Source organism: Halomonas rhizosphaerae (assembly GCF_030010555.1).
In the GTDB taxonomy this organism is placed as follows: domain Bacteria; phylum Pseudomonadota; class Gammaproteobacteria; order Pseudomonadales; family Halomonadaceae; genus Halomonas; species Halomonas rhizosphaerae.
The window spans coordinates 91,462-112,372 of sequence record NZ_JASCQP010000030.1; the positions used below are offsets into that span (position 1 = coordinate 91,462).

18 protein-coding genes are annotated in these 20,911 nt (G+C 69.8%); 9 read left to right on the forward strand and 9 right to left on the reverse strand.

Annotated elements, in window-relative coordinates:
* Position 1: 1 nt before the first annotated feature.
* The 3 genes from QLQ83_RS14665 to QLQ83_RS14675 all read right to left on the reverse strand — a co-directional run bounded on the left by QLQ83_RS14665 (position 2) and on the right by QLQ83_RS14675 (position 5,222).
* Complete coding sequence (locus tag QLQ83_RS14665) at positions 2 to 349, reverse strand: putative quinol monooxygenase (protein ID WP_282736258.1); 348 nt, start codon at positions 347 to 349, stop codon at positions 2 to 4.
* Positions 350 to 599: 250 nt separating this feature from the next.
* Entirely contained in the window at positions 600 to 1,583 is a 984-nt protein-coding gene (locus QLQ83_RS14670) for a Spy/CpxP family protein refolding chaperone (RefSeq protein WP_282736259.1), read from the reverse strand.
* Positions 1,584 to 1,742: 159 nt separating this feature from the next.
* Positions 1,743 to 5,222, reverse strand: a complete 3,480-nt coding sequence (locus QLQ83_RS14675) for a putative bifunctional diguanylate cyclase/phosphodiesterase (RefSeq protein ID WP_282736260.1) — start codon at positions 5,220 to 5,222, stop codon at positions 1,743 to 1,745.
* Positions 5,223 to 5,451: 229 nt separating this feature from the next.
* On the opposite strand from QLQ83_RS14675, the gene QLQ83_RS14680 reads away from it, so the two are divergent.
* Together QLQ83_RS14680 and QLQ83_RS14685 are read left to right on the forward strand one after the other, a co-directional pair.
* Positions 5,452 to 5,916 (forward strand): GFA family protein, encoded by a 465-nt coding sequence (locus QLQ83_RS14680; RefSeq protein ID WP_282736261.1) that lies wholly within the window; start codon positions 5,452 to 5,454, stop codon positions 5,914 to 5,916.
* A gap of 124 nt (positions 5,917 to 6,040) precedes the next feature.
* Positions 6,041 to 7,009: a YbgA family protein gene (locus tag QLQ83_RS14685; RefSeq protein ID WP_282736262.1), complete on the forward strand. Its 969-nt coding sequence runs from the start codon at positions 6,041 to 6,043 to the stop codon at positions 7,007 to 7,009.
* A gap of 201 nt (positions 7,010 to 7,210) precedes the next feature.
* Here the strand turns inward: QLQ83_RS14685 and QLQ83_RS14690 are convergent, their stop codons facing one another.
* On the reverse strand, positions 7,211 to 8,077 hold the full coding sequence (locus QLQ83_RS14690; protein WP_282736263.1) for an SDR family oxidoreductase: 867 nt from the start codon (positions 8,075 to 8,077) through the stop codon (positions 7,211 to 7,213).
* A gap of 139 nt (positions 8,078 to 8,216) precedes the next feature.
* Here QLQ83_RS14690 and QLQ83_RS14695 point away from each other — a divergent pair, with 139 nt between their 5' ends.
* Positions 8,217 to 9,422 (forward strand): methyltransferase, encoded by a 1,206-nt coding sequence (locus QLQ83_RS14695; RefSeq protein ID WP_282736264.1) that lies wholly within the window; start codon positions 8,217 to 8,219, stop codon positions 9,420 to 9,422.
* A gap of 61 nt (positions 9,423 to 9,483) precedes the next feature.
* Positions 9,484 to 9,918: a GFA family protein gene (locus QLQ83_RS14700; protein WP_282736265.1), complete on the forward strand. Its 435-nt coding sequence runs from the start codon at positions 9,484 to 9,486 to the stop codon at positions 9,916 to 9,918.
* A gap of 15 nt (positions 9,919 to 9,933) precedes the next feature.
* Here QLQ83_RS14700 and QLQ83_RS14705 read toward each other — a convergent pair whose 3' ends face one another.
* From QLQ83_RS14705 to QLQ83_RS14725, 5 genes are all read right to left on the reverse strand, one after another.
* On the reverse strand, positions 9,934 to 11,055 hold the full coding sequence (locus tag QLQ83_RS14705; protein ID WP_282736266.1) for an extracellular solute-binding protein: 1,122 nt from the start codon (positions 11,053 to 11,055) through the stop codon (positions 9,934 to 9,936).
* Positions 11,042 to 12,805, reverse strand: a complete 1,764-nt coding sequence (locus tag QLQ83_RS14710) for a chloride channel protein (protein WP_282736267.1) — start codon at positions 12,803 to 12,805, stop codon at positions 11,042 to 11,044. The genes QLQ83_RS14705 and QLQ83_RS14710 overlap by 14 nt, the downstream gene beginning before the upstream one ends.
* 88 nt (positions 12,806 to 12,893) lie before the next feature.
* Positions 12,894 to 13,301 (reverse strand): glutaredoxin family protein, encoded by a 408-nt coding sequence (locus tag QLQ83_RS14715; RefSeq protein WP_282736268.1) that lies wholly within the window; start codon positions 13,299 to 13,301, stop codon positions 12,894 to 12,896.
* A gap of 132 nt (positions 13,302 to 13,433) precedes the next feature.
* Positions 13,434 to 13,904: an aminoacyl-tRNA deacylase gene (locus tag QLQ83_RS14720; protein ID WP_282736269.1), complete on the reverse strand. Its 471-nt coding sequence runs from the start codon at positions 13,902 to 13,904 to the stop codon at positions 13,434 to 13,436.
* Between the two features lie 146 nt (positions 13,905 to 14,050).
* On the reverse strand, positions 14,051 to 15,205 hold the full coding sequence (locus QLQ83_RS14725; protein ID WP_282736270.1) for a ChaN family lipoprotein: 1,155 nt from the start codon (positions 15,203 to 15,205) through the stop codon (positions 14,051 to 14,053).
* A 162-nt stretch (positions 15,206 to 15,367) separates the two neighbouring features.
* Between QLQ83_RS14725 and QLQ83_RS14730 the strand changes: the two genes are divergently transcribed.
* The 5 genes from QLQ83_RS14730 (at position 15,368) to QLQ83_RS14750 (ending at position 20,855) form a co-directional block, all read left to right on the forward strand.
* Entirely contained in the window at positions 15,368 to 15,727 is a 360-nt protein-coding gene (locus QLQ83_RS14730; protein WP_282736271.1) for a hypothetical protein, read from the forward strand.
* Complete coding sequence (locus QLQ83_RS14735; RefSeq protein ID WP_282736272.1) at positions 15,727 to 16,863, forward strand: heparan-alpha-glucosaminide N-acetyltransferase domain-containing protein; 1,137 nt, start codon at positions 15,727 to 15,729, stop codon at positions 16,861 to 16,863. Before QLQ83_RS14730 ends, QLQ83_RS14735 begins: the two co-directional genes overlap by 1 nt.
* Positions 16,860 to 17,870: a serine hydrolase gene (locus QLQ83_RS14740; RefSeq protein ID WP_282736273.1), complete on the forward strand. Its 1,011-nt coding sequence runs from the start codon at positions 16,860 to 16,862 to the stop codon at positions 17,868 to 17,870. Before QLQ83_RS14735 ends, QLQ83_RS14740 begins: the two co-directional genes overlap by 4 nt.
* 132 nt (positions 17,871 to 18,002) lie before the next feature.
* Positions 18,003 to 19,058: a L,D-transpeptidase family protein gene (locus QLQ83_RS14745; protein WP_407650044.1), complete on the forward strand. Its 1,056-nt coding sequence runs from the start codon at positions 18,003 to 18,005 to the stop codon at positions 19,056 to 19,058.
* Positions 19,059 to 19,103: 45 nt separating this feature from the next.
* Positions 19,104 to 20,855 carry a mechanosensitive ion channel family protein gene (locus QLQ83_RS14750; RefSeq protein WP_282736275.1) on the forward strand — a complete coding sequence of 584 codons (1,752 nt, stop codon included), beginning with the start codon at positions 19,104 to 19,106 and terminating at the stop codon, positions 20,853 to 20,855.
* The last annotated feature ends 56 nt before the right edge of the window (positions 20,856 to 20,911 follow it).

Consider the following 20,911-nt stretch of genomic DNA (forward strand, 5'->3'; position numbering starts at 1 on the left):
TTCATAGCGCGGGAGCGTCGAAATCAGCCGGTTCGTCGCTATAGACGCAGACGTTGGCATCCTCGATGTCGCCGTTCGGGTCCTCGACCTGGCGGGCAAAGAACTCACGTATCTCACGACGCTGGCAGTGCGCCTCGAAGGCCGCTCGGTTGGCCCAGATCTCGTGGAAGACGATGGGATAGCCGGTACCCTGGGCAAAGGGGTTGTCGATGTGGCGAGTCACGGTGTACTGCAGGCAGGCGTCCTCGCGGTGGGCATTCGGCTCGAGGGCCTGCAGTGCCTCGAAGACGGCAGCCTCCCGGCCGGGCTTGGGCTTGAAGCTGGCGATGCAGTAGATCTTCTGTGACATGGTGACTCCGGGTGGATGATTGGCGCGCAGACGATACCAACAAGCGTCCATCGCCACCATCGCATTCCCGATGCCGTGTCATGAATCCTGGCGGGCTCAGGGCCCTTGATCAGCGGCCTGTCCTTCGGGGCTCGCCGCTCTCCTGCCGTGCCCGGCGGAAAGCGGCCAGTTGGCTCGTGATACCCGAGCGCGCCCCCGGCTCCCTTTCACGACGGCGCGTTCACGGCCGGCTGTCGCCTCGGGCTGGGCGTTACCGGCGGTAGGGCATGGCCTCCCGCAGCTGCTGACGCTGCTCGTCGGTGAGCAGGTCCTGCATCTGATGATGCAGGCGCAGCTGATCGGCCATCATCTCGCCCTGCAACTCGGCCATGCGGGTATGCAGCGTCTGCACCTCGTCGGGATCGGGGCGCTCCTGTTGCATCAAGCTGAACATCTCCTCGCGCAACTCCATCATCCGGTTCATGCGTTCGACCCGGGCGGGACGCTGTTCCTGCATCAGTTCGCGTGCGGCGCTGCGCTGCTCCTCATCGAACAGCTGATACAAGCCCCCCTGGCCGAATCCCATCATGCCGGGTCCCATCTGGCCCGGACCCATCATCATGCCGGGGCCCATCTGGCCCTGACCCTGACCATAGCCTGGACCCATCATCATGCCGGGGCCCATCTGGCCCTGACCCTGACCATAGCCCGGACCCATCATCATGCCGGGGCCCATCCGGCCCTGACCCTGACCATAGCCCGGCCCCATCATGCCGGGGCCCATCTGGCCCTGGCCCTGACCATAGCCCGGACCCATCATGCAGGGGCCCATCTGGCCCTGACCCTGACCGTAGCCCGGACCCATCATGCCGGGCCCCATCTGGCCCTGGCCCTGACCATAGCCCGGACCCATCATGCCGGGCCCCATCTGGCCCTGGCCCTGACCATAGCCCGGACCCATCATGCCGGGGCCCATCTGGCCCTGACCCTGACCATAGCCCGGTCCCATCATGCCGGGCCCCATCTGGCCCTGACCCTGACCATAGCCCGGACCCATCATGCCGGGGCCCATCTGGCCCTGGCCCCGACCGTAGCCCGGTCCCATCATGCCGGGACCCATCTGGCCCTGGCCTTGGCCATAGCCCTGGCCGTCCTGGTCGTTGTCCATCATCCCCTGGGCGAGGGCGGTGCCGCTGGCGCCTGTCCCCACGGCCATGGCCAGTCCGATGGCGAGCGACTGCTTGCGAAGGTTCATGAGGCATCTCCTGTGGATTCACATTGCTGGCGCGTTATGCCTGATCACCGTGGCGCCGAGTCCGCGGTGGTGACCTGTCCTCCAGCATAGTCCGCCAGGGGCGTTCCCCCTTGACCGGCATCAATCTATCCCGAGGCGTGTGAAACAGCGCGATGCCCCTCACGGCCGCGGATGCGCCTCCAGCCACTCGACCAGCGCGTCCAGGGGCATCGGCCGGGCGAACAGGTAGCCCTGGAAGACCTCGCAGCCGTGATGCCTCAGGTAGTCGTGCTGGTCGTGGGTCTCTATCCCCTCGGCTACCACCCTCAGGTCGAGCTCGCGGGCCAGGGTGATGACCCCCTGGCAGATGGCGGCATCCTTGTCGCTTTCGGTCACGTGCTTGACGAAGGTCCGGTCAATCTTGATCTTGTCGATGGGCAGCGTGCGCAGGTAGCCCAGGCTCGAGAAACCGGTGCCGAAGTCGTCGATGGCGGTGCTGATACCCATGCCGTTCAGGGCATTGAGGATGTCGATGGCGCCCTCGGTATCGCGCATCAGGATGCCCTCCGTGAGCTCCAGCTCCAGATGCGAGGCCGGCAGGCCGGTCTCGTCCAGGACCCCCCTCAGGGTGGCCAGGAAGCTCGGCCGGTGGAACTGCATCGGCGAGAGATTGACGGCCATGCGTCCCGCGAGCAGCCCCTGGTCGACAAGGGTTCGGGCGTCGCGGCAGGCCTGCGCCATCACCCAGCGGCTCAGCGGAATGATCTGGCCGGTCTCCTCGGAGAGCGGGATGAAGTCGGCGGGGGAGATGAACCCCTTGACGGGGTGGCGCCAGCGCACCAGCGCCTCCAGACCGTCGACGCGACCGGCGGCATCGAGCAGCGGCTGATAGTGCAGCACCAGCTGGTCGTGATCGATGGCCTCCTGCAACTCGTTGCGCAGCATCACCCGCAGGGAGAGCTTGCTGTCCAGATCGCCGGTATAGCACTGGAAGGCGTTGCGCCCCTGCTGCTTGGCCTTGTACATGGCCATGTCGGCATGCTGCAGGAGCTTCTCGGGGTCCTGCCGGGGTTCGTCGTTGAGGGCGATACCGATGCTCGCCGAGATATGCAGCTCATGGCCGTTGACCTTGTGGGGGCGGCTCAGCTGAAGCAGCAGGCGTTCGGCCACCTCCTCGGCCTCGCCGGGATGGTCGAGGTCCGGCAGCAGCAGCACGAACTCGTCGCCGCCGAAGCGGGCCAGGGTGTCGCTGACGCGCAGTCCCGTGGCCAGGCGCCGGGCGACACTGATCAGCAACTGGTCACCCACCTTGTGACCCAGGGTGTCGTTGATCGGCTTGAACTCGTCCAGGTCGATGAACAGCACCGCCAGGATCTGCGCATGGCGCCGGGCCAGGGCGACGTCGTGGACCAGGCGGTCGCCGAACAGGGCGCGGTTGGCGAGCCCCGTGAGGGCGTCGTGGGTGGCCTGGTAGGCCAGCTGGTTCTCCTGCTCCTTGCGCTCGGAGATGTCGTTCATGATGGCCACGAAGTGGGTCACCACGCCGTCGTCATCATGAACCGGCGATAGGAAGACCTGATTCCAGAACGGCGAGCCGTCGCGGCGGTGGGCACGCAACGTGATCGAGAGGGTGCGTCCCTCGGCCAGCGCGGCGCGGATCTGCGCGACATCCCGGGCGTCGGTGTCCGGTCCTCCCAGGAAGCGTGGCGATTGGCCCAGCACGTCCCGGGCCAGGTAGCCGGTGATGCGGGTGAAGGCGGGGTTGACGTAGACCGCCGGGTGGCCCGGCTGCCGGGCGTCGGTGATGACCACGGCGTTGCTGCTGGCCTCCAGGCTGCGTTCCAGGATGCGCTGGCGCTCGGCGGCGGCAATGCGCTCGCTGATGTTCTTGGCGATCCCGAAGACGCCGTCGACCTGCCCGTTCACCAGGATCGGCAGGAAAGTCACCTCCAGGTCCTGGGGCGGGGCGTCCTGGCGGTGGTAGCGCATGGTCAGGCTGTGCGGCCGGCCGCTGGCGGCCGTCTGGAAGCCGGCCTCCACGCGCTGCAGGTCGATGGAAGACGTCGAGTCCTCGTGCACGATGTCCCGGAAGGTCAGGCCCCGCCAGTCGCGCTCCCCCATCCCGATGATGGCCTGGGTCATGGGGTTCAGGCTGCGATAGGTCCCATGGCGGTCCATGGCGAACACCGCATCCGGGTGCTGGGTGAAGAGCGACCGGAAGCGCTGCTCGCTGGTGCTCAGGGCGCGGGCCTGCTCGTCGCGGATCGCCACCAGCGAGCGGCCGATGATCAGCTGGTAGGTGAGCAGCAGCCCTACCAGACCGGCCCCGAGGGGCAGGATGCCATGCAGCGAGGCGAACAGCGGGGGAGTGGCGGCGGCGGTCAGGGTGAGCCGGGGGCCGTCGGGCAGGCGGGCCTCGGCGGTGGCCAGGGGGTGCCAGCCATCGCTCGGCGACGGGGGCGGCAGCACGCTGATCGGCTGCCCGGCGCCGGCGATGGTGACCCGGAAGTCGCCGGTGTTGCGGCGCATCGTCTCGTGGATCAGCACGTCGAGGTCGAGGACCGCCAGCATCAGCTGGTCGCTGTTGCCGCTGGCGCGCACGGCCAGTGTCACCATCCGAGGCCTTGCGGGGTCGGGGAAGCGCCAGGCCATCTCGCTGCCCTGGCGCTCGACCTCGCGCAGCCAGGCCAGGGTCTCCGGCTCCACCAGCCGGTCCATCAGCCACAGCAGGGCTCCGGGGTGCCGGCCGCGGCGCCACAGCGACTGCTTCTCGCCGTCGAGGAACGCCAGGGCCTGCAGGCTTGCCTCGTCCTTGAAGTAGTTGCGCGCCTCCTCCTCGCGGACCTGCGTCTCGGGCAGGCCGCCGGCCGCCTGCCAGCGCTTGGCCATGCGCTGGATGAGCTCGGCTCGCGAGCGGGTGACCTCCTCGAGGTTCATCGCCAGGTTGCCGGCCAGCTTCTCGGCGCTGGCCAGCTGCTCGTTGTGCTGGGTCCAGCTGCCCAGCAGCCACAGGGCCATGCTCAGGACGACGCCGGTCACGCCGACGGTGACGGCGTGGCGTGGCAGGGCCAGGATGGGACGGCTGTGGTGGTCGGCGATGATCAGCATGCCGGCCCCCAGCACTACGCTGAACAGGGCCCCCAGCATAGTGAAGTCGTGGGCCAGCCAGGCGAGCAGGGGGGGCGTGCCGGGGCCCAGCAGGGCCGCCACCCCCAGCAGGCCGAGCACCAGGGCCAGTCCGCCGGCCGTGCGCCAGACGCGACGCCGCCACTCACTTGCGATCCCTACCGCGCAGCACAGCGCCACCAGGAGGGTCAGCAGCGCCGGGGTCGTGTGCAGCCGTCGCCGGCCGGTCAGCCAGGAGAGGCCGTCGTCCTCGGCTCCCGCCAGGAGGTTGTGCCCCAGGCTGTAGCCGCCGAGGGCCAACATGCCCAGCAACGCCGCGACCCGGCAGCAGCGGTTGCCGCGCACCACGCCGGTCAGTCCGCCCCCGATCATCAGGATGGCGAGCGAGCCGTCCAGACTGATGTCCAGCTGCGGCGGCATGGGGAACCGCGGAAAGAGGTCGAGCAGCAGGCCGCCAAGGCCCATCAGCAGGCTGCCGGCCAGCAGGATCAGCAGGATCGCCTGCAGGGCGAGGTCGCGGTTGTTCAGGTCCATGCGGTCGTCCCTGTCCTGGCGTTATCGTGTCATTCGCTGCCGCTACTGCGTTGCACCAATCGGTCAGGATGGTCATCCTGAGGGGCTGGGTCCGGCTTGGCAAGCATCCTACCCGCCACGCCCCGGGTGAACCGTCAACCAGGGGCCAACCCACGACGCTCACCGGGCGTGCCCGGTCCTGCCGGAGGCCGATGGCCCACATGCCCGTGTTCTCAAGCGAGGTATCGTCATGCTGCTCGAAGGTTCCTGCCACTGCGGCGCGGTGCACTTTCGCGTCGACTCACCCCACCCCTATCCCTATCAGCGCTGTTACTGCTCGATCTGCCGCAAGACCGCCGGCGGTGGCGGCTACGCCATCAACCTGGGGGCCCGCGCCGAGACCCTCGAGGTGGTGGGCGCCGAGCATACGCGGGTCTACCATGCCGTGATCGACGGCGAGGAGAGCCCGGGCGAGCGCCACTTCTGCGGTCGCTGTGCCAGCGCGCTGTGGGTCTTCGATCCCAGCTGGCCCGAGCTGGTGCATCCCTTCGCCTCGGCGATCGACAGCGAGTTGCCGGTCCCGCCCGAGCGGGTCCACCTGCTGCTCGACAGCAAGGCCACCTGGGTCGAGGCTCGCGACAACGACAGGTGCTTCGCCGGCTATCCCGAGGAGAGCCTCGCCGAGTGGCACCGGCGCCTGGGCCTGGAACGCTAGTCGCCGGGACTGGCACTACGCTACGGCTGTGCCACAATGGCGCTGCCCGATTGGGTGTGCCGGGGGAAGCACCCGGCAAGCGATGCACGGCGAGGGATGCATGTCTGAGAGGAGGCGAGCGGCAATGGCGGATCAGGCGGCCAGCGGTGACTTGATTCCGGTGGGTATCAGCGCCTGCCTGATGGGCGAGCAGGTGCGCTACAACGGCGGGCACAAGCGTTCCCGCTACTGTCTGGAGGTCCTCCAGGACCGCTTCGCCTTCGAGCCCTTCTGCCCCGAGCTCGAGGCCGGTCTCGGCGTGCCCCGCGATCCCATCCGGCTGGTCGGGCTACAGGGCGAGGAGCCCCGCGTGCAGGGAACCCGGGATCCCGGCCTCGATGTCACCGAGCGGCTGGGTGAGGTCAGCGCGGATTTTGCCGCCAGCCACCGCCACCTGCGCGGGTTCATCCTGATGAAGGGGTCGCCGAGCTGCGGGCTGGAGCGGGTCAAGGTCTACCACCCCAACGGCATGCCCAGCCATGCCGACTCGGGCGCCTTCGTGCGCGCCCTGCGCCGCCACTTCCCGGAGCTGCCGCTGGAAGAAGAGGCGCGCATGAATGACCCGGTGCTGCGCGAGAACTTCATCACCCGGGTCTACGCCTTCGATGACTGGAAGCGCCGAGTGGAAGCCGCCCCCAGCTATCATGCCCTGCTGCAGTTCCACAGCCGCCAGAAGTACCTGCTGATGGCCCATCACGTGGAGGCCTATCGCGAACTGGGGCGTTACCTGGCCGAGTCGAGCAAGCTCCCGCTGGAGGAGGCCATGGCCCACTACCTGCAGCGCTTCATGGCGTCGGTGGGCCGGCCGGCGACCCGCAAGACCCACGCCAATGCGCTGATGCACGTGCTGGGCTACCTCAGGGAGGCGGTGGACGGCGAGACCCGCCAGGACCTGCTGGCGGCCATCGAGGACTATCGCCTGGGGCACGTGCACCTGGTGGTGCCGATACGCCTGCTCAACCACTACGTGAAGCGCCACGGCTCTGACTATGTCCGCGAGCAGACCTACCTGGACCCGCATCCCTACGAGCTGGGGCTGCGCAATACCATCTGAAGAGGCGAAGGTCTCTCCGGCAATGGGCACTCAGCCTACCTGTGGGAGCGACACTCGTGTCGCGATTGGAGGCCGCAGGCCTCCCCGGCAAAGAGCACCCAGCTCCATCGCGCCGCAAGCCGGAACGCTGGACCGTGCGCTCCCAGGGGGAAGTCGTTACTTCTGTGGCTGGCTACCGGGTTCGTACAGTTCGACGTGCCCTCAGGGCTGCCGCTCGTCGCGGGTCGAGCGCAGCAGCACCCTGTCCAGGGCCCGGGTGCCGAGCAGGCGCCTGAGGGTGCCGATCAGGTGGGTCGGCAGGGTCACATAGTAGCGCGCCCTGGGACGCGAGCTCTCCAGGGCATGCACCAGCTTGTCGACCACCGCCTCGGCGCCGAGGGTGAAGCGCCCGCCGCCGTCGTCGCCGGCCAGCCGTGCCTCGACGGCGCGATAGGTGTCGGCATGGGCGCTGTGGGCGGTATCGATATGCGCCTTGAAGGCGCGGTAGGCATTCTCGCGAAAGCGGCTGGTGATGGGCCCCGGCTCGATCAGGCTGACGTGGATGCCGCTGCCGCTCAGCTCCAGACGCAGCGTGTCGGTCAGCCCCTCCAGGGCGAACTTGGAGCAGACGTAGGCGCCACGATAGGGCAGGGCGGCCAGGCCCAGGACCGAGCTGTTCTGCACGATGCGCCCGTGTCCTTGGCGGCGCATCGCCGGCAGCACCCGGCAGGTGAGTTCATGCGTGCCGAGCAGATTGGTCTCCAGCTGGGCACGCAGCACCTCGCGGCCGAGATCCTCCACGGCCCCGGGCTGGCCGTAGGCGGCGTTGTTGAACAGGGCATCGAGCCGTCCGCCGGTCGCTTCCAGCACCTGCGCAACGCAGGCGTCGATCGAGGCGCTGTCGTCCAGCTCCAGCGCCACGGCCTCGAGGCCCGCGTTGCGCAGCCTGGCCAGGTCCGTCTCGCGTCGGGCAGTGGCGAAGACCCGCCAGCCGCGTCCGGCCAGGGCATGGGCAGCGGCATGGCCGATACCGCTGGAGCAGCCGGTGACCAGCACGCTGCGGGGGGAGGCATCGGGAGAGGCGGGCATCGGCGGGGCTCCAGGCAGGTGGGCGGTCGGGTTCGAGGACGCTCGGAGGGTGCATCCCGCACTCTGTCGCCTGGGGCCCGGCCATGCAAGCCGGCCGCGAAGCCCCTACAATGCGCCCCTGTTCCGAGACTGATACACCATGCCCGAGTCCCCCTCCCATGCCGAGCGCTTCGCACGGTTGACCGCGCTGCTGGCCGAGTGGCAGCCGCTGTGGCGGCCGATGCCGTTCCAGCATCGCCGGCCTCCCTGGGCCGAGGCGCATCCCGACCTCGTCGACAGCCTGCGCTCACTCGATGACGCCGAGTGCGCGCGGCTGCAGGCCGACCCCTTCACCGCCTCCCCCCTGGCCGAGCGCCTGCCGGTGGCAGAGCTCGCGGCCCTGGTCGAGCTCCCCGAGCTGCCCGGCGAAGGGCCCTGCCTGTCGGCGCAGTGGGCCGAGCACATGGGTGGGCGCAAGTGGCAGCAGGTCGCGGCCTTCGTGCCCCGGATGGCTGCACTGCCAAGGGCCTCGCTGCTGGAATGGTGCGCGGGCAAGGGCCACCTGTCCCGCACCCTGTCCCGCCATCTCGACCGCGAGGTCACCGGCCTGGAGTGGCAGGCCGCGCTCTGCCACGACGGTCAGGCGCTGGCCGAGCGACAGGGGGCCCGGGTGCAGCTGGTACGGCAGGACGTGCTGGCACCCGATGCCGCCCGCTGGCTCACGGCGGACACCCAGGTGGCGGCCCTGCATGCCTGCGGTGACCTGCACGGGCGGCTGATCGAGCTGGCCGCCGAGCAGGGCAGCGCCGTGACCCTGGCGCCCTGCTGCTATCATCGCACCGCCTGGGCGCACTATCGGCCGTTCTCGCGGCGGGGACGCGAGCTGGCCGTCGCCCATGGCTTGTCGCTCTCCCGGGAGGACCTGGCCATGGCGGTGCAGGAGACCGTGACCGCCCCGCGCCACGTGCGCCGCCATCGCGAGCGAGCCAATGCCTGGCGGCTGGGCTTCGATGCCCTGCAGCGCCAGGTACGGGGCCGGGATGCCTACCTGCCGGTGCCGAGCCTCGCCTATGGCCGGATGCCCGAGAGCTTCGCCGGCTTCTGCCGCTGGGCGGCCGAGCGCAAGAGGCTGGCCCTGCCGGCGGGCATCGACTGGCGCGCCTTCGAGCAGGAAGGCCAGCGCCGCCAGGCCGAGGTCACCCGGCTGGAGCTGGTCCGCCACCTCTTCCGGCGCCCGCTGGAGGTGTGGCTGGTGCTGGACCGCCAGCGACGCCTCGAGGAGGCGGGCTTCAGGGTCGAGCTCGGCACCTTCTGCGCGCGCGAACTGACCCCGCGCAACCTGCTCCTTCGGGCCTCGCGGGGCTAGAGAGAGCTTCTACACTGCAGGGAATTCCCTTGTTCGGAGGAACCCGCCCGGGAGGTGTGACATGAGCGATGCCAAGACCTATCACGGCGCCTGTTTCTGCGGTGCCGTCCAGCTGAGGGTAACCGGCGAGCCGGAGGCCATGGGCTACTGCCACTGCGAGGACTGCCGCCACTGGTCGGCGGGCCCGGTGAACGCCTTCACGCTGTGGAAGCCGGCGGCGGTGGACGTGGTGCAGGGGGCCGACACGCTGGGCAGCTACCACAGGACGCCGGCCAGTCTGCGCCAGTGGTGCCGAAGCTGCGGCGGGCATGTGCTGACCGAGCATCCCGATATGGGGCTGGTCGATGTCTATGCGGCGATCCTCCCCGACCTGACCTTCGAACCGGCCCTGCATGTCCACTATCAGGAGTCGGTGCTGCGCATTGCCGATGGCCTGCCCAAGATGCGCGACGTGCCCGCCGAGATGGGCGGCACGGGGGAGACCCTCGACGAGTGAGGTGGTCGGAGGGCGTCACTCCGCCTCCCGCCTGGCCAGCCAGGTCCGGAAGTAGTCGTGGATGCGCCCCAGGGTGCGGGCATACCACGCTTCGTCCTTGGCCAGGGCGCGTTCGGCATTCAGCGGATGGGTGGGAATGTGCAGGCGCATGTCCACGCCGCTGTCGGGGTGGGTAGTGACAAGGACCGCCGCCGAGCGACGGGCCGGGCCATAGGGAATGTGGCGCGCCAGGTCAGCGAGGCGCTCGGTGGTGGTGGCGAAGCGCAGGAAGTCGCGGGCCGCCTCGGGATGCGGGGCGCCGCGGGGGATCGCCCAGGTCTCGTGCTCCTGGACCTGGCCGTCCCAGAGGATCTCGATGGGTGCCCCGCGGTTGACCATGGCATCGAAGAAGCGGCCGTTGTAGCCCGAGGCCATCACCACCTCGCCCTCGGCCAGCAGCCGCGGCGGGGCGTCGCCGGCCTCCCACCAGCGGATCTCCTCCAGCTCGTCGAGGCGCGCCAGCGCCAGGTCCAGGCCGCGCCGGGTGCTCAGCAGGCCATAGAGCTCCTCGTGAGGCACGCGATAGGAGAGCAGCGCCCATTCCAGATTGACTGCCGGGGTGCGCTGCAGCGCCCGGGGCCCGGGGAAGCGCTGCTGGTCGAACAGGTCCGCGATGCTGTCGGGGCGCTTGCCGGGGAAGGCATCGGGGCGGTAGGCGACCACGGTGGCGAAGATGCTGTGGGTGATGGCGCAGCGCCCGAAGGAATCCGGGAGGAAGTCCTCCTCCGGCGGCGTGCCGTCCGGGGCCGGCGCCAGCAGCGCGGGCGAGAGCGGCTCGAGCATCCCCTCCGCACAGGCGGCCATGGCCTCGCTGCGGGTCATGTCGATCAGGTCCCAGGGCACCTCCCCCTCGGCCATGGCGCGGCGCAGGCCTTCGAGCCCCCCGTCGTACTGGCCCACCTCGATGCGCGTGCCGGTGGCGGCGGTATAGGGGGAGAAGAGGGCGGCCTGCTGGGCGCGCTCGTAGGCCCCGCCCCAGCTCAGCACGGTGAGGGTGTCGTCGTCCGCCTGTCCGGGTACGGCGGCGAACAGCGCCAGCCCCAGTAGCGTCAACTTCGGTGCGCTCGCCAACCACCGGCTGCGCTTATCCCGTGCCATGTTCCTCACGCCTCAGTTCGTCGCTGTGGGCCAGGTAGGCGCGGGCGATGCTCGACTCGAAGACCACGCCTTGGAAGGCGTCATCCGCGGCGGGGTCGACCACCGGCAGGGCCTCGCCGGTGACGTCCTGCAGCTCGGCCATGGCGTCCCACAGCGAGGTGTCCGGCTGCAACACCGGTCGCGCCAGGGTCGCCACCTCGCCGACCCGCGCCGGCCCCGTCACCGCCTCCCGCGCGGCCTCCAGGTCGGCCAGGCCCACGCAGCCCAGGTAGCGTCCCCGGCCATCGACCAGGTAGCCCTCGCCATGGCGGGCTCTGCAGAGGGCGGTCACCGCCTCGGCCACCGGGGTCCGCGGGTGAAGGGTCACGCAGTCGTCGGTCAGGTACTCGGTCACCGGAGTGGTGCGCAGCACGGCTCGCCCGCGCCCGGCGGAGAGGTCCAGGCCGCGGCGCTCGAGCTGGATGTCGAACAGCGAGCGGCCGAAGAGCTGGGCGGCGATGGGGCTGGCCAGGGTCACGCTGGCCAGGGCGGCGGTGGTCAGTGCATAGCTGCCGGTCAGCTCGAAGACGATCAGCAGGCTGGTCAGGGGCGCGCCGATCACCGGCGAGGTCACCGCCACCATGCCGCACACGGCATAGAAGACGAAGGTCTCCTGAGGCGCACCGCTGACTTGGCCGACCAGGCTCCCGCAGAGGGCGCCGAACAGGGTGCCGATGACCAGCGCCGGGCTGAACACTCCGCCGCTGAAGCCCATGCCCAGGCAGAGCCCCGTGGCGGCGATCTTCAGCATCAGCACCAGCAGCAGTTCGGCGCTGCCGAAGGCGCCGGCGATGGTGGCGAAGCGCAGGGTCTCCTGGCCCATGCCGAGGATGTCAGGGACCCAGAGGGCGGTGATCCCCAGCAGGGCGCCGGCCAGGACGGGGCGCAGCGGCGGGGCGAGCGGCAGGGTGCCGGCCAGGCGCGTGACACCGAGGATGGCGTGCATGTAGGCCCCGGCGACCAGGGCCCCCAGGCCGCCGATGGCGAGGAAGGCCACGAACTCCCAGGGGCGAGGCACGGCGGTGTCGGCGACGTGGAAGAGGGCGCCGCGCTCGAGCACGCTGGTGGCGATCACGTAGCCGACGAGCGCCGCCGCGGCCACCGGGGCAAAGGCGCGCAGCGCGTAGTGGCGCAGCACCACCTCGTGGGCGAAGACGATACCCGCCAGGGGGGCATTGAAGGCGGTGGCGATGGCCGCGGCCACCCCGCAGGCGATGGTGATGTTGTCGTCGGAGCGCCCCAGGCGCAGCAGCCGGGCGCCAAGCGAGCCCAGGGTGGCGCCCAGGTGCACCAGGGGGCCGTACTGCCCCACCGAGGCCCCTGTGCCAAGCGAGATCAGCGCGCTCAGCGCCGAGATGCCCCCGGCCCGGGCCGGCAGCCGGCCGCGGCGGGTCTGTACCGCGGCGATCACGTCGGCGGGCGCATGGGGGCGCCGTTCGGGGATCGTGCGGTGCAACTGCCCGACCACCAGGCCACCCAGCGCGGGCACCGCGATCGTGGCGGCCAGCAGCAGGCCGGGGTGGTCGAACATCATGCGGCTGCGCGGCGAGATCAGCAGCAGCTCATTGAGCACCAGCACCGCGCTGACGAAGGCCACGGCGGCGAGGGCGGCGACGGCGCCGACGAGGGCCCCCAGGAGCACCAGGCCCAGGAAGCGGACGACGGCCAGCGGACCGCGACCGGAAGCGGGGCGTGCCGGAAGGGTGTCCATCCTCAAGGTGTAGGCGGCCACCCGGCGCAGGGCAAGTGCCGTCCCGCCCGCCGGGCGTCGCCGATGCGCCCTCTCGGGCGCGGCGGGGTCAGGCGGCCTGGGCGTCGGCCGTGGCGAAGCGGCGATGTAGCCAGGCGTTGATCTCGTCGGACTCGTAGAGCCACTCGTCCGGGCCGTCGTCGTGGGCGATCTTCAGGCAGGGCACCTTGACCCGCCCGCCGCCCTCGGCAAGCGCGCGGCGGTGGTCGGGGTCGAGCTGGGCATCGCGCAGCTCGATGTCCAGGCCCAGGCGGGCGATCTCCTTGCGCACCCTGATGCAGAACGGGCAGGTCCGGAACTGGTAGAGCGCCAGGTTACGGCACGCCTCGTCGACCCGGGCCTGTGCCTCCGGGCTGCGCTCGACGGCCTGGGGGGTAGAGAGTTTCTCGGAGACCAGCATGACCGGCGCCAGCACCAGGCGCAGGCCGCGGAAGAAGGTACGAATCAGGATTCTCATCGGCGGTGGTGATCCTCGCGGACGATGGATGGGTCAGGGGCGCCCATGATGCCTGTCGTGGCCTTCGGTTGCGAGAACGTCGACGGGCCGCGACCCTGCCGGTCGTGGCCCGTCTCGCCTCCAGGTGGCTTGTCAGTGGTGGCGGCTGATCTGGCCGTGTGGGCTGGCGGTCATCAGGCGGTCGAACTCGCTGCCGCTCATGTGCACCAGGGTCTCGTGGTCACCGGCCTCGAAGTAGATGTCGGGCTGGTGGCGCAGCAGGTCATCGATGTAGACCTGAAGGCCGTAGGCCTGACCCACCGGGGTGGTGGCGCCGGGGTCGCAATCCTTGAAGCAGTCGGCGATCTCGTCCTCCGAGGCGAGCTCGACCTTCTCGTGGAAGAGCGCCGAGAGCCGCTCGAGGTCGGCGTCGCGGGTGCTCGGGAGCACGGCCAGGCGGTAGCCCGTATCGCCATGCAGCATGACCGCCTTGGCCAGCTGGTTGCCGGCGATATGGGCCTGCTGGGCGATGCGGCTGGTCGTCACTTCGCGCGGGTGGGGCACCTCCTCGAAGTCGATGTCACAGGCTCGGAGGTACTCCCGTATCGTCATGGGCATGCTCATGACACTTCCTCCTTCGGCCACGTCGGGCCGGGAACAAAGGTGATTGCCTCCCTTGCGTCGATGGTGCGCTCCATGCCTTCAGCATAGCCGTTCCCGCCCGGCGGCGGGGTTCCCGAGGGAGGGCAGCGGCTCGCCGCACCGGGCGCTCAGCTTGCGGCGGGCGGGAAGCGCGCCAGCACCTCCTGGCGCTCGCCGTCGCGACGAATCTCCAGCGGCAGCAGGGTGCCGGGGGCCTGGCGGCCAATCACGGCGGTCAGGTCGGCGGGTACCGCCATGGGCAGCCCGGCGGCGCTGACGATGACGTCCCCCTCGGCAAGGCCGGCCGCCTCGGCCACGCTCTCGGGCGCGATGCCCTGGACGAGCACGCCCTCCGCGTGCTCGCCGATCAGCACGCCCAGCCGCGGCGGGTCGGGCGGCTGGAAGGCGGACTCGTCGCCCAGCACATAGCGGGCATCGGCCTTCGCCGCAGGCAGCTGGCAGTCGGGGCCCGGCGCCCAGGGGAGCAGGCTGCGGTGGTTGCCCAGGCCCAGGTCGTCGAGCTGGTAGGGCACGCCGTCGCCGTCGGCCAGGTGGCCCTCGCCCAACAGCCCTGCCACCAGAGGGCCGTCCGCGGCGGCATCGACCAGGGCGGAGGCCATGGCGCGGTCCCAGACCAGCTGGGCCGCGATGAAGCGCTCGAGGTTCGCCGGGTCCTGGTCGCGGTCGGCATGCTCGGCGTAGATCGCCTCAAGCGACGCACGGTAGGCGGGCTGGGCCGGGGCCGGCGGCGTGATGCCGAAGCGCTCCTGCTCGGGCACCGCCGCCCACCCCTCGCTGGCCAGGCGGCCACGCAGCTCGGGGGTGACGTTGAGCGCCAGCAGCGGGATCCGCTGCATGCGTGCGAAGTGGAGGATCGGCAGATAGAGGTCGGGGTCGAAGCCCCAGGCCCGGCGCCAGTCGCTCTGCTCGAGGAAGGCCGCCTCGTCGAGCTCGCCGGCCACCCAGGCGTCCAGCGCCGGCTGGGCCTCGCGAGGCAGCATCTCCAGGCCGATCACCATCTCCGGGCGATGGGCATGCAGGGCGGCCAGGGTGTGGAGCTGCCAGCGGTGGTGGTCGAGGCGGTCATGCTGCTCGCCAAGCAGCACTACGTCGGTCCCGGCGAGTTCCGCCATCAGTCCGGTGGTGGTCAGCGTCTCGCCGCCGGCGACCTGCCATTGGCCAGGGACAGGGCAGTCATCGGCCAGGGCGGCGAGCGGCGCCAGCCAGGCCAGGGCGGTTCCGACGCAGAGGGAGCGGACGGGGAAGGAGCGGGATCGCGACATCGGCGGCTCTCGGTGGATGAGCATCCGCCCAGCCTACCCCGAGGCCCCGTGGGCGAAAAGAACCCTGGCGAGATACCCCTGGCGGTGACGGGGCCGCGGCGCTTCGGCGATACTGGCGCCGGCGTCGTCCATGGCGGACGACCATCGACCAGCGGGGGAGACATGACGAGACCGTACCGCAGAAGCGCCGCTGGCCTGGCGGCGACGCTGCTTGCCGGGCTGCTGCTCACGGGCTGTGGCGGGGAGGCGCCGCCCACCGAGGTGCCCCTGCCGGTGCTGGCCAACAACCCCGCGGCCCATGACGACAGCCGGGTCGCCACCTGGGGCGTGGTGCGCCACTTCGAGGACCCGCTGCACTACTGGATCGAGGACGAGGACCTCAACCGGGTCGAGATATTTCCCCATGAGCGGATCGCCCCCCACCTGGGTGAGGCCGTGCGGGTCGAGGGTCACTTCCGTTTCTCGCCTCGAGAGGGACGACGGCTGACGCTGGAGAGCGTCGAGCGGCTGGAGGGCGAGTGATGCCAGAAGGGAACGGAACGCGGCGGGCGATCCAGGTCCGTCTGGGGGAGTGCCCCTCCCTCCCGGCGGGGCAGGGACGCATTGAGGCGATCGACCTGGCCCGGGGCGTCGCCATCGCCCTGATGATTGTCAGCCATGCGGTGAGCGGGCTGCTGGGCATCGGTCAGGTCCCGGAGTGGGGCATGGTGCCGATCCACCTGCTCACCAAGTTTTCCTCGTCGCTGTTCATCATGGTGTTCGGCATCGCCCTGGCGGTGGCCTTCCTGCCGAAGACCGACGCGTCCGACTGGCCCAGGCGGCGCCTGAAGCTGATGCTGCGCGGGGTCGAGGTGCTGTTCTGGTACAAGGTGCTGACCGTCGTCGAGATGCTGCCGCTCTACGGCCCGCAGGATATCCTCGACACCCTGCTCTACCAGCGCTTCCCCATCTGGGTGGAGATCCTGGGGTTCTATGCCATCGCCCTGCTGTGGCTCCCCTGGGTGCTGCCCCTGTGGCGCAGGATGCCGCTCTGGGCGCGGCTGGTCGCCCCGCTGGCGGTGGCGCTGCTGGCCGGCTGGCTGGAGCGCCACTTCGCCTTCTGGGGCATCGAGCCGCTCAAGGCGATCCTCGTCGAGCACGACGACCACTACACCTGGGGGCAGCTCTCGCGGCTGCCGCTGGTGATGCTCGGCCTGCTGATCGGCGAGGGGATGCTGCGTTGCCGCGAGCGCGACGCGCTGCGCCGTCGCCTGGTGCCAGCCCTGGCCGGGGTTGGCGCGGCCATGCTGCTGGGGTTCGTGGGGGTCTCGCTCCCCGGTCTCGACGAGGCGCTGATGGCGGTGGCCCGCAACGCGGGCAAGCACCCGCCGGCGCTCGCTTTCATGCTCTTCAGCCTCGGCGGGGCGCTGCTGGTGCTCGCCCTCTGCCTGACAGGGGGGGCGCGTGCCGCGGCCTGGCTGCGCCCGATCACGGTCGTCGGTTCGGATGCCCTCGCGGCCTTCATCTTCCATATCGTGGTGATCTTCGGGGTCTTCCGCCTGCTGCTCGAGGCCTGGCAGGTCTACGGCTATCCCCAGGTGCTCGGCATCGGCCTGGCGCTGGTGCCGGCCACCGCGGCCTGGATCGCCCTGACCCGCTGGATCGGGGCGCGATCATGAGGCGCTGGCTCACTCGCCTGGTCGGGGCGGCGTTGTTCTCGCTGTGGGGGGCGCCGGGGGCCGCGGCGCCCCTCGAGTCGCGCCTGGCGGCGCTGGAGGCCGGCTTTCCCGGCGAGCTGGGCGTGCACATCCGGGAGCTCGGCAGCGGACGGACCCGGGGCTGGCGGGACGAGGAGCCCTGGTACCTGGCCTCCCTGGTCAAGGTGCCGGTGGCCATCGAGCTGATGGCCCGGGTGGAGGCGGGGGCGCTGTCCCTCGACGAGCGGCTGACGCTGGCCGAGAGCGACTACGTGGATGGCGCCGGCCCCACCAACTGGGCGCCGCCCGGCGCCCGGCTGTCGCTCGAGACGCTGCTCGAGGCGATGCTGACGGTCAGCGACAACACCGCCACGGACATGCTGATCCGTCACCTCGGCCTCCCCGCGATCAATACGCGGGCCCGGGCCCTGGTGCCCGAGGGACTGGGCCCGATCACCACCCTGGTGGACGTGCGTCGGCATGTCTACGCGCAGTTGCACCACGAGGCCTTCGCCCTGGACGGACTCGACTTCATCGAGCTGCAGAAGCGGGATTCCGACCAGGCGCGGCTCGACTGGCTGTCTCGCCGTCTCGGGGTGCCGCGCTCGGCCTGGCGGCTGCCTTCCCTGGATGCCGCCTTCGACGCCTACTATGGCGGAGCACTGAACAGCGGCCGGCTGGATGGCTTCGCCGAGCTGCTGGCCGCGCTCGCCGAGGGGCAGGCGCTGGGTCCCGAGGCCTCCGAGCGGCTGCTTCGCGTGATGGCACGGACCCGCAGCGGGGAGCGACGCCTCAAGGCCGGCTTCGGACCGGCCATCCCCTTCGCCCACAAGACCGGGACCCAGCGACGCCGGGCCTGCGATGCAGGCATCGCCGACACCGAAGAGCACCGGCTGGTGGTGGTCGCCTGTGTCCGCGGGGTGGCGGACGTGGCGTTGGCCGAGCGCACACTGCGCGATGTCGGTCGGGTCCTGCGCGAGGAGTGGTGAGCAGGTGCTCCTCTCGCGGCGTGCGGGTGGCGGGCCTGCCTCGCCCCCGGTTGCCGTGACGCGGGTGCCATGAAACACTGTTCTCAAAGCAACCCCCTTTCCCCCGACGACATCCTCGAGTCCATGAACACCATGAACGCTTCCGTGACCCCCCCCGTGGCCAGGCGCTGCCGCCCCCTGGCCCTGTCCCTCGCGCTGCTGCTCCTGCCGGTGACGGCCATGGCCGAGAAGGAGTGGCCCCGCGGCCACTACCCGCTGCCCGAGACGGGCAACATGGTCGGCGAGGTCTATACCGTCGAGACGAGCGAGGGGCAGACACTGCTCGACATCGCCCGTGAGCACAACGTCGGCTATGAGGAGATCCGCAACGCCAACCCTGAGGTCAGCCTCTGGGCCCCTGACCCGGGCACCGAGGTGGTGGTCCCGGCGCGTTATATCCTGCCGCCGGCGCAACGCGAGGGGGTGGTGATCAACGTGTCCGAGCTGCGTCTCTACTACTATCCTGACACTGCCGAAGGCGAGACGCCGCGGGTGGAGACCTACCCCATCGGCATCGGCCGTGAGGGCTTCAACACCCCGCTGGGCGTGACCAAGACCACCATGAAGCTCAAGGACCCGGCCTGGTACCCGCCCGAGTCGGTCCGCCAGGAAGCCAGGGAGAACGGCGAGCCCCCGCCCGAAGTGGTGCCGCCCGGCCCGGACAACCCGCTGGGCCAGCACGCCATCATGCTCGACATCCCGGGCTACCTGATCCACGGCACCAATCGTCCGGACGGCATCGGCATGCGTGCCAGTCGCGGCTGCATCCGCATGATGCCGGAGACCATCGAGGCGCTCTTCTCGCGCATCGAGGTCGGCGAGCGGGTCAACATCATCGACATGCCGGTGAAGGTGGGCCAGGAAGGCGAGCGCCTCTACGTGCAGTCGTTCAAGCCGCTCGAGGAACAGGAGAACGGCATGGGCGACCTGCTGGAGGCGCTGGGCCAGCTGCAGGCGAACGAGGCCGCGGCCGACATCCCGGTGGACTATGCCCGGTTGCGTGAGTCGCTGGAGGCCAGCAGCTGGCAGCCGGTGGCGCTGGCACCGCTGGCGGAGGAGGCCATCGAGCCCGAGTCGCTGCAGTGGTTCGACGAGATCCTGGCGATGCGGCCCTGGCACCGCCAGCTGGAGACGCGCCAGGAGGGGTGACGACGACCGGAACAGGGAGTTTCCGACAACCCGTGAAGGACGCTTATGAAGACCCCGCTCGCTTGGTTCTTGCTGGTGGTGCTGCTGGCCGTCTCCTGCCTGGGGGCGGCCCAGGAGGAGGACGAGGAGGAGACCCGCTGGTACACCGTCGATGCGGTGAATGCCGGCCTCGGCGAGCCGCCTGAAGAGGTTCAGCGCGAGACGCCGCGGGATGCGGTACGCAGTTTCATGGAGCTGACCGAAGAGGAAGACTATGCGGTCGCGGCCCATCTCCTCAATCTCAACGACCTGACTCTAGAGGAGCAGGCCGAGCGAGGTGCCATTCTGGCCAGGCAGCTCGCCGCCGTCCTTCAGCGAGGAGAGTGGATCAACCTCTCCGGCCTTTCTGCGCGCAAGAATGCCATGGTCGAGGGCTCTTCCGGGGAGGAATCTCGCGCCGGCGAGCCACGGCGCGACGTGGAGCTGGCCACCCTCGAGGTCGATGACCAGAGTTATATGCTGCGCGTTTCCCGTTACCGAGTGGGAGAGCAGGACGCCGTCTGGCTGATTGCCCCAGAGACGCTCACTGCGATCCCCGATCTATACGAAAAATATGGCCCCTCCTGGCTGGAGGGCCATATCCCGGAGCGCTTCCAGAGTTCCATCGGCATGCTGAAGATATGGGAGTGGGTCGCCATCCCGGTCTTCCTGTTCATCACCGGTGCCGTAGGATGGACCGTCCATGGGCTGATGGGCCTGCTGGCGAGCCGCCTGCCCCCGGGACTCCCCAGCGTCTTTGCCCAGATGATCCGGCTGCCAATGGCGTTCATTGTCATGGCGCTTCATGCGCAGTGGCTGCTCGACTATGTGGTCGCCTTCTCGGGCGTGGTCACCGCCCCCTTGCAGGTGGTGCTGATCATCATCATGGCCTGGGGCGTCGGGCTGATCGCGGTGAGGCTCGTGGACGCCTTCCTGATCCGGATGTCTCGACGGTTTGTGGGCGAGATCGACGACACCAGGCACCGCGACGAACGCAATCTGCTGACTACCCTCTATGCGCTGCGTCGTGCCGTGATCCTCGTCACCGTGCTGGGCGTGGCCGTCTTCGTGATCGCTCAGGTCAGCATCTTCGAGTCCCTCGGCATGACCCTGCTGGCCTCGGCCAGTGTCTTGACGGTATTGGTGGGGGTCGCGGGCCAGGCCGTGCTCGGCAACATCCTGGCCTCCTTCCAGGTCTCCCTGACCAAGGCGATCCGCATCGGCGACCTGGTGGTCTTCGAGGGCCACTGGAGTTACGTGGAAGCCATCTACTATACCTACATCCGCCTGAGGACCTGGGACGAGCGGCGTCTGATCGTACCGGTGAGGTACTTCGTCTCCAAGCCCTACGAGAACCTCTCCTCGAAGCACGCCAAGCTCTACCGGACCATCGTGCTGACCCTCCATCTCAGCGCCGATGTGGCAACCCTCAGGGAGAAGTTCAAGGAGTTCGCGATGGCCGAGGAACAGGTCATCGAGCACCACAAGCTGTTGTGTTACGTGACGGGGCAGCACGAGGCCACGCAAGAGATCTCCTTCTACCTGATGGGTCCCGAGGCCATGGGCGCCTGGGAAGCGGAGGCGAGGGTCCGGGAGAAGCTGCTGGCCTTCATCCGCGACCATCATCCCGAATGGTGGCCCAGAGAGGTGGTGGTGCTCAGCCATCACGACATCGCCCGGGGCGACACCCCGGCGAAGCGGCGGCTCCGACGGCCCGCCACGGTGCAGGAGGTCGACGAATCGTCAGCCACCGGCGACGAGCCGTCATCCCCGGAGTAGGCCAGCGGCGCACCAATCCTTGGCGATCGCACCTCCCGGTGACAGCAAGAGGGCCG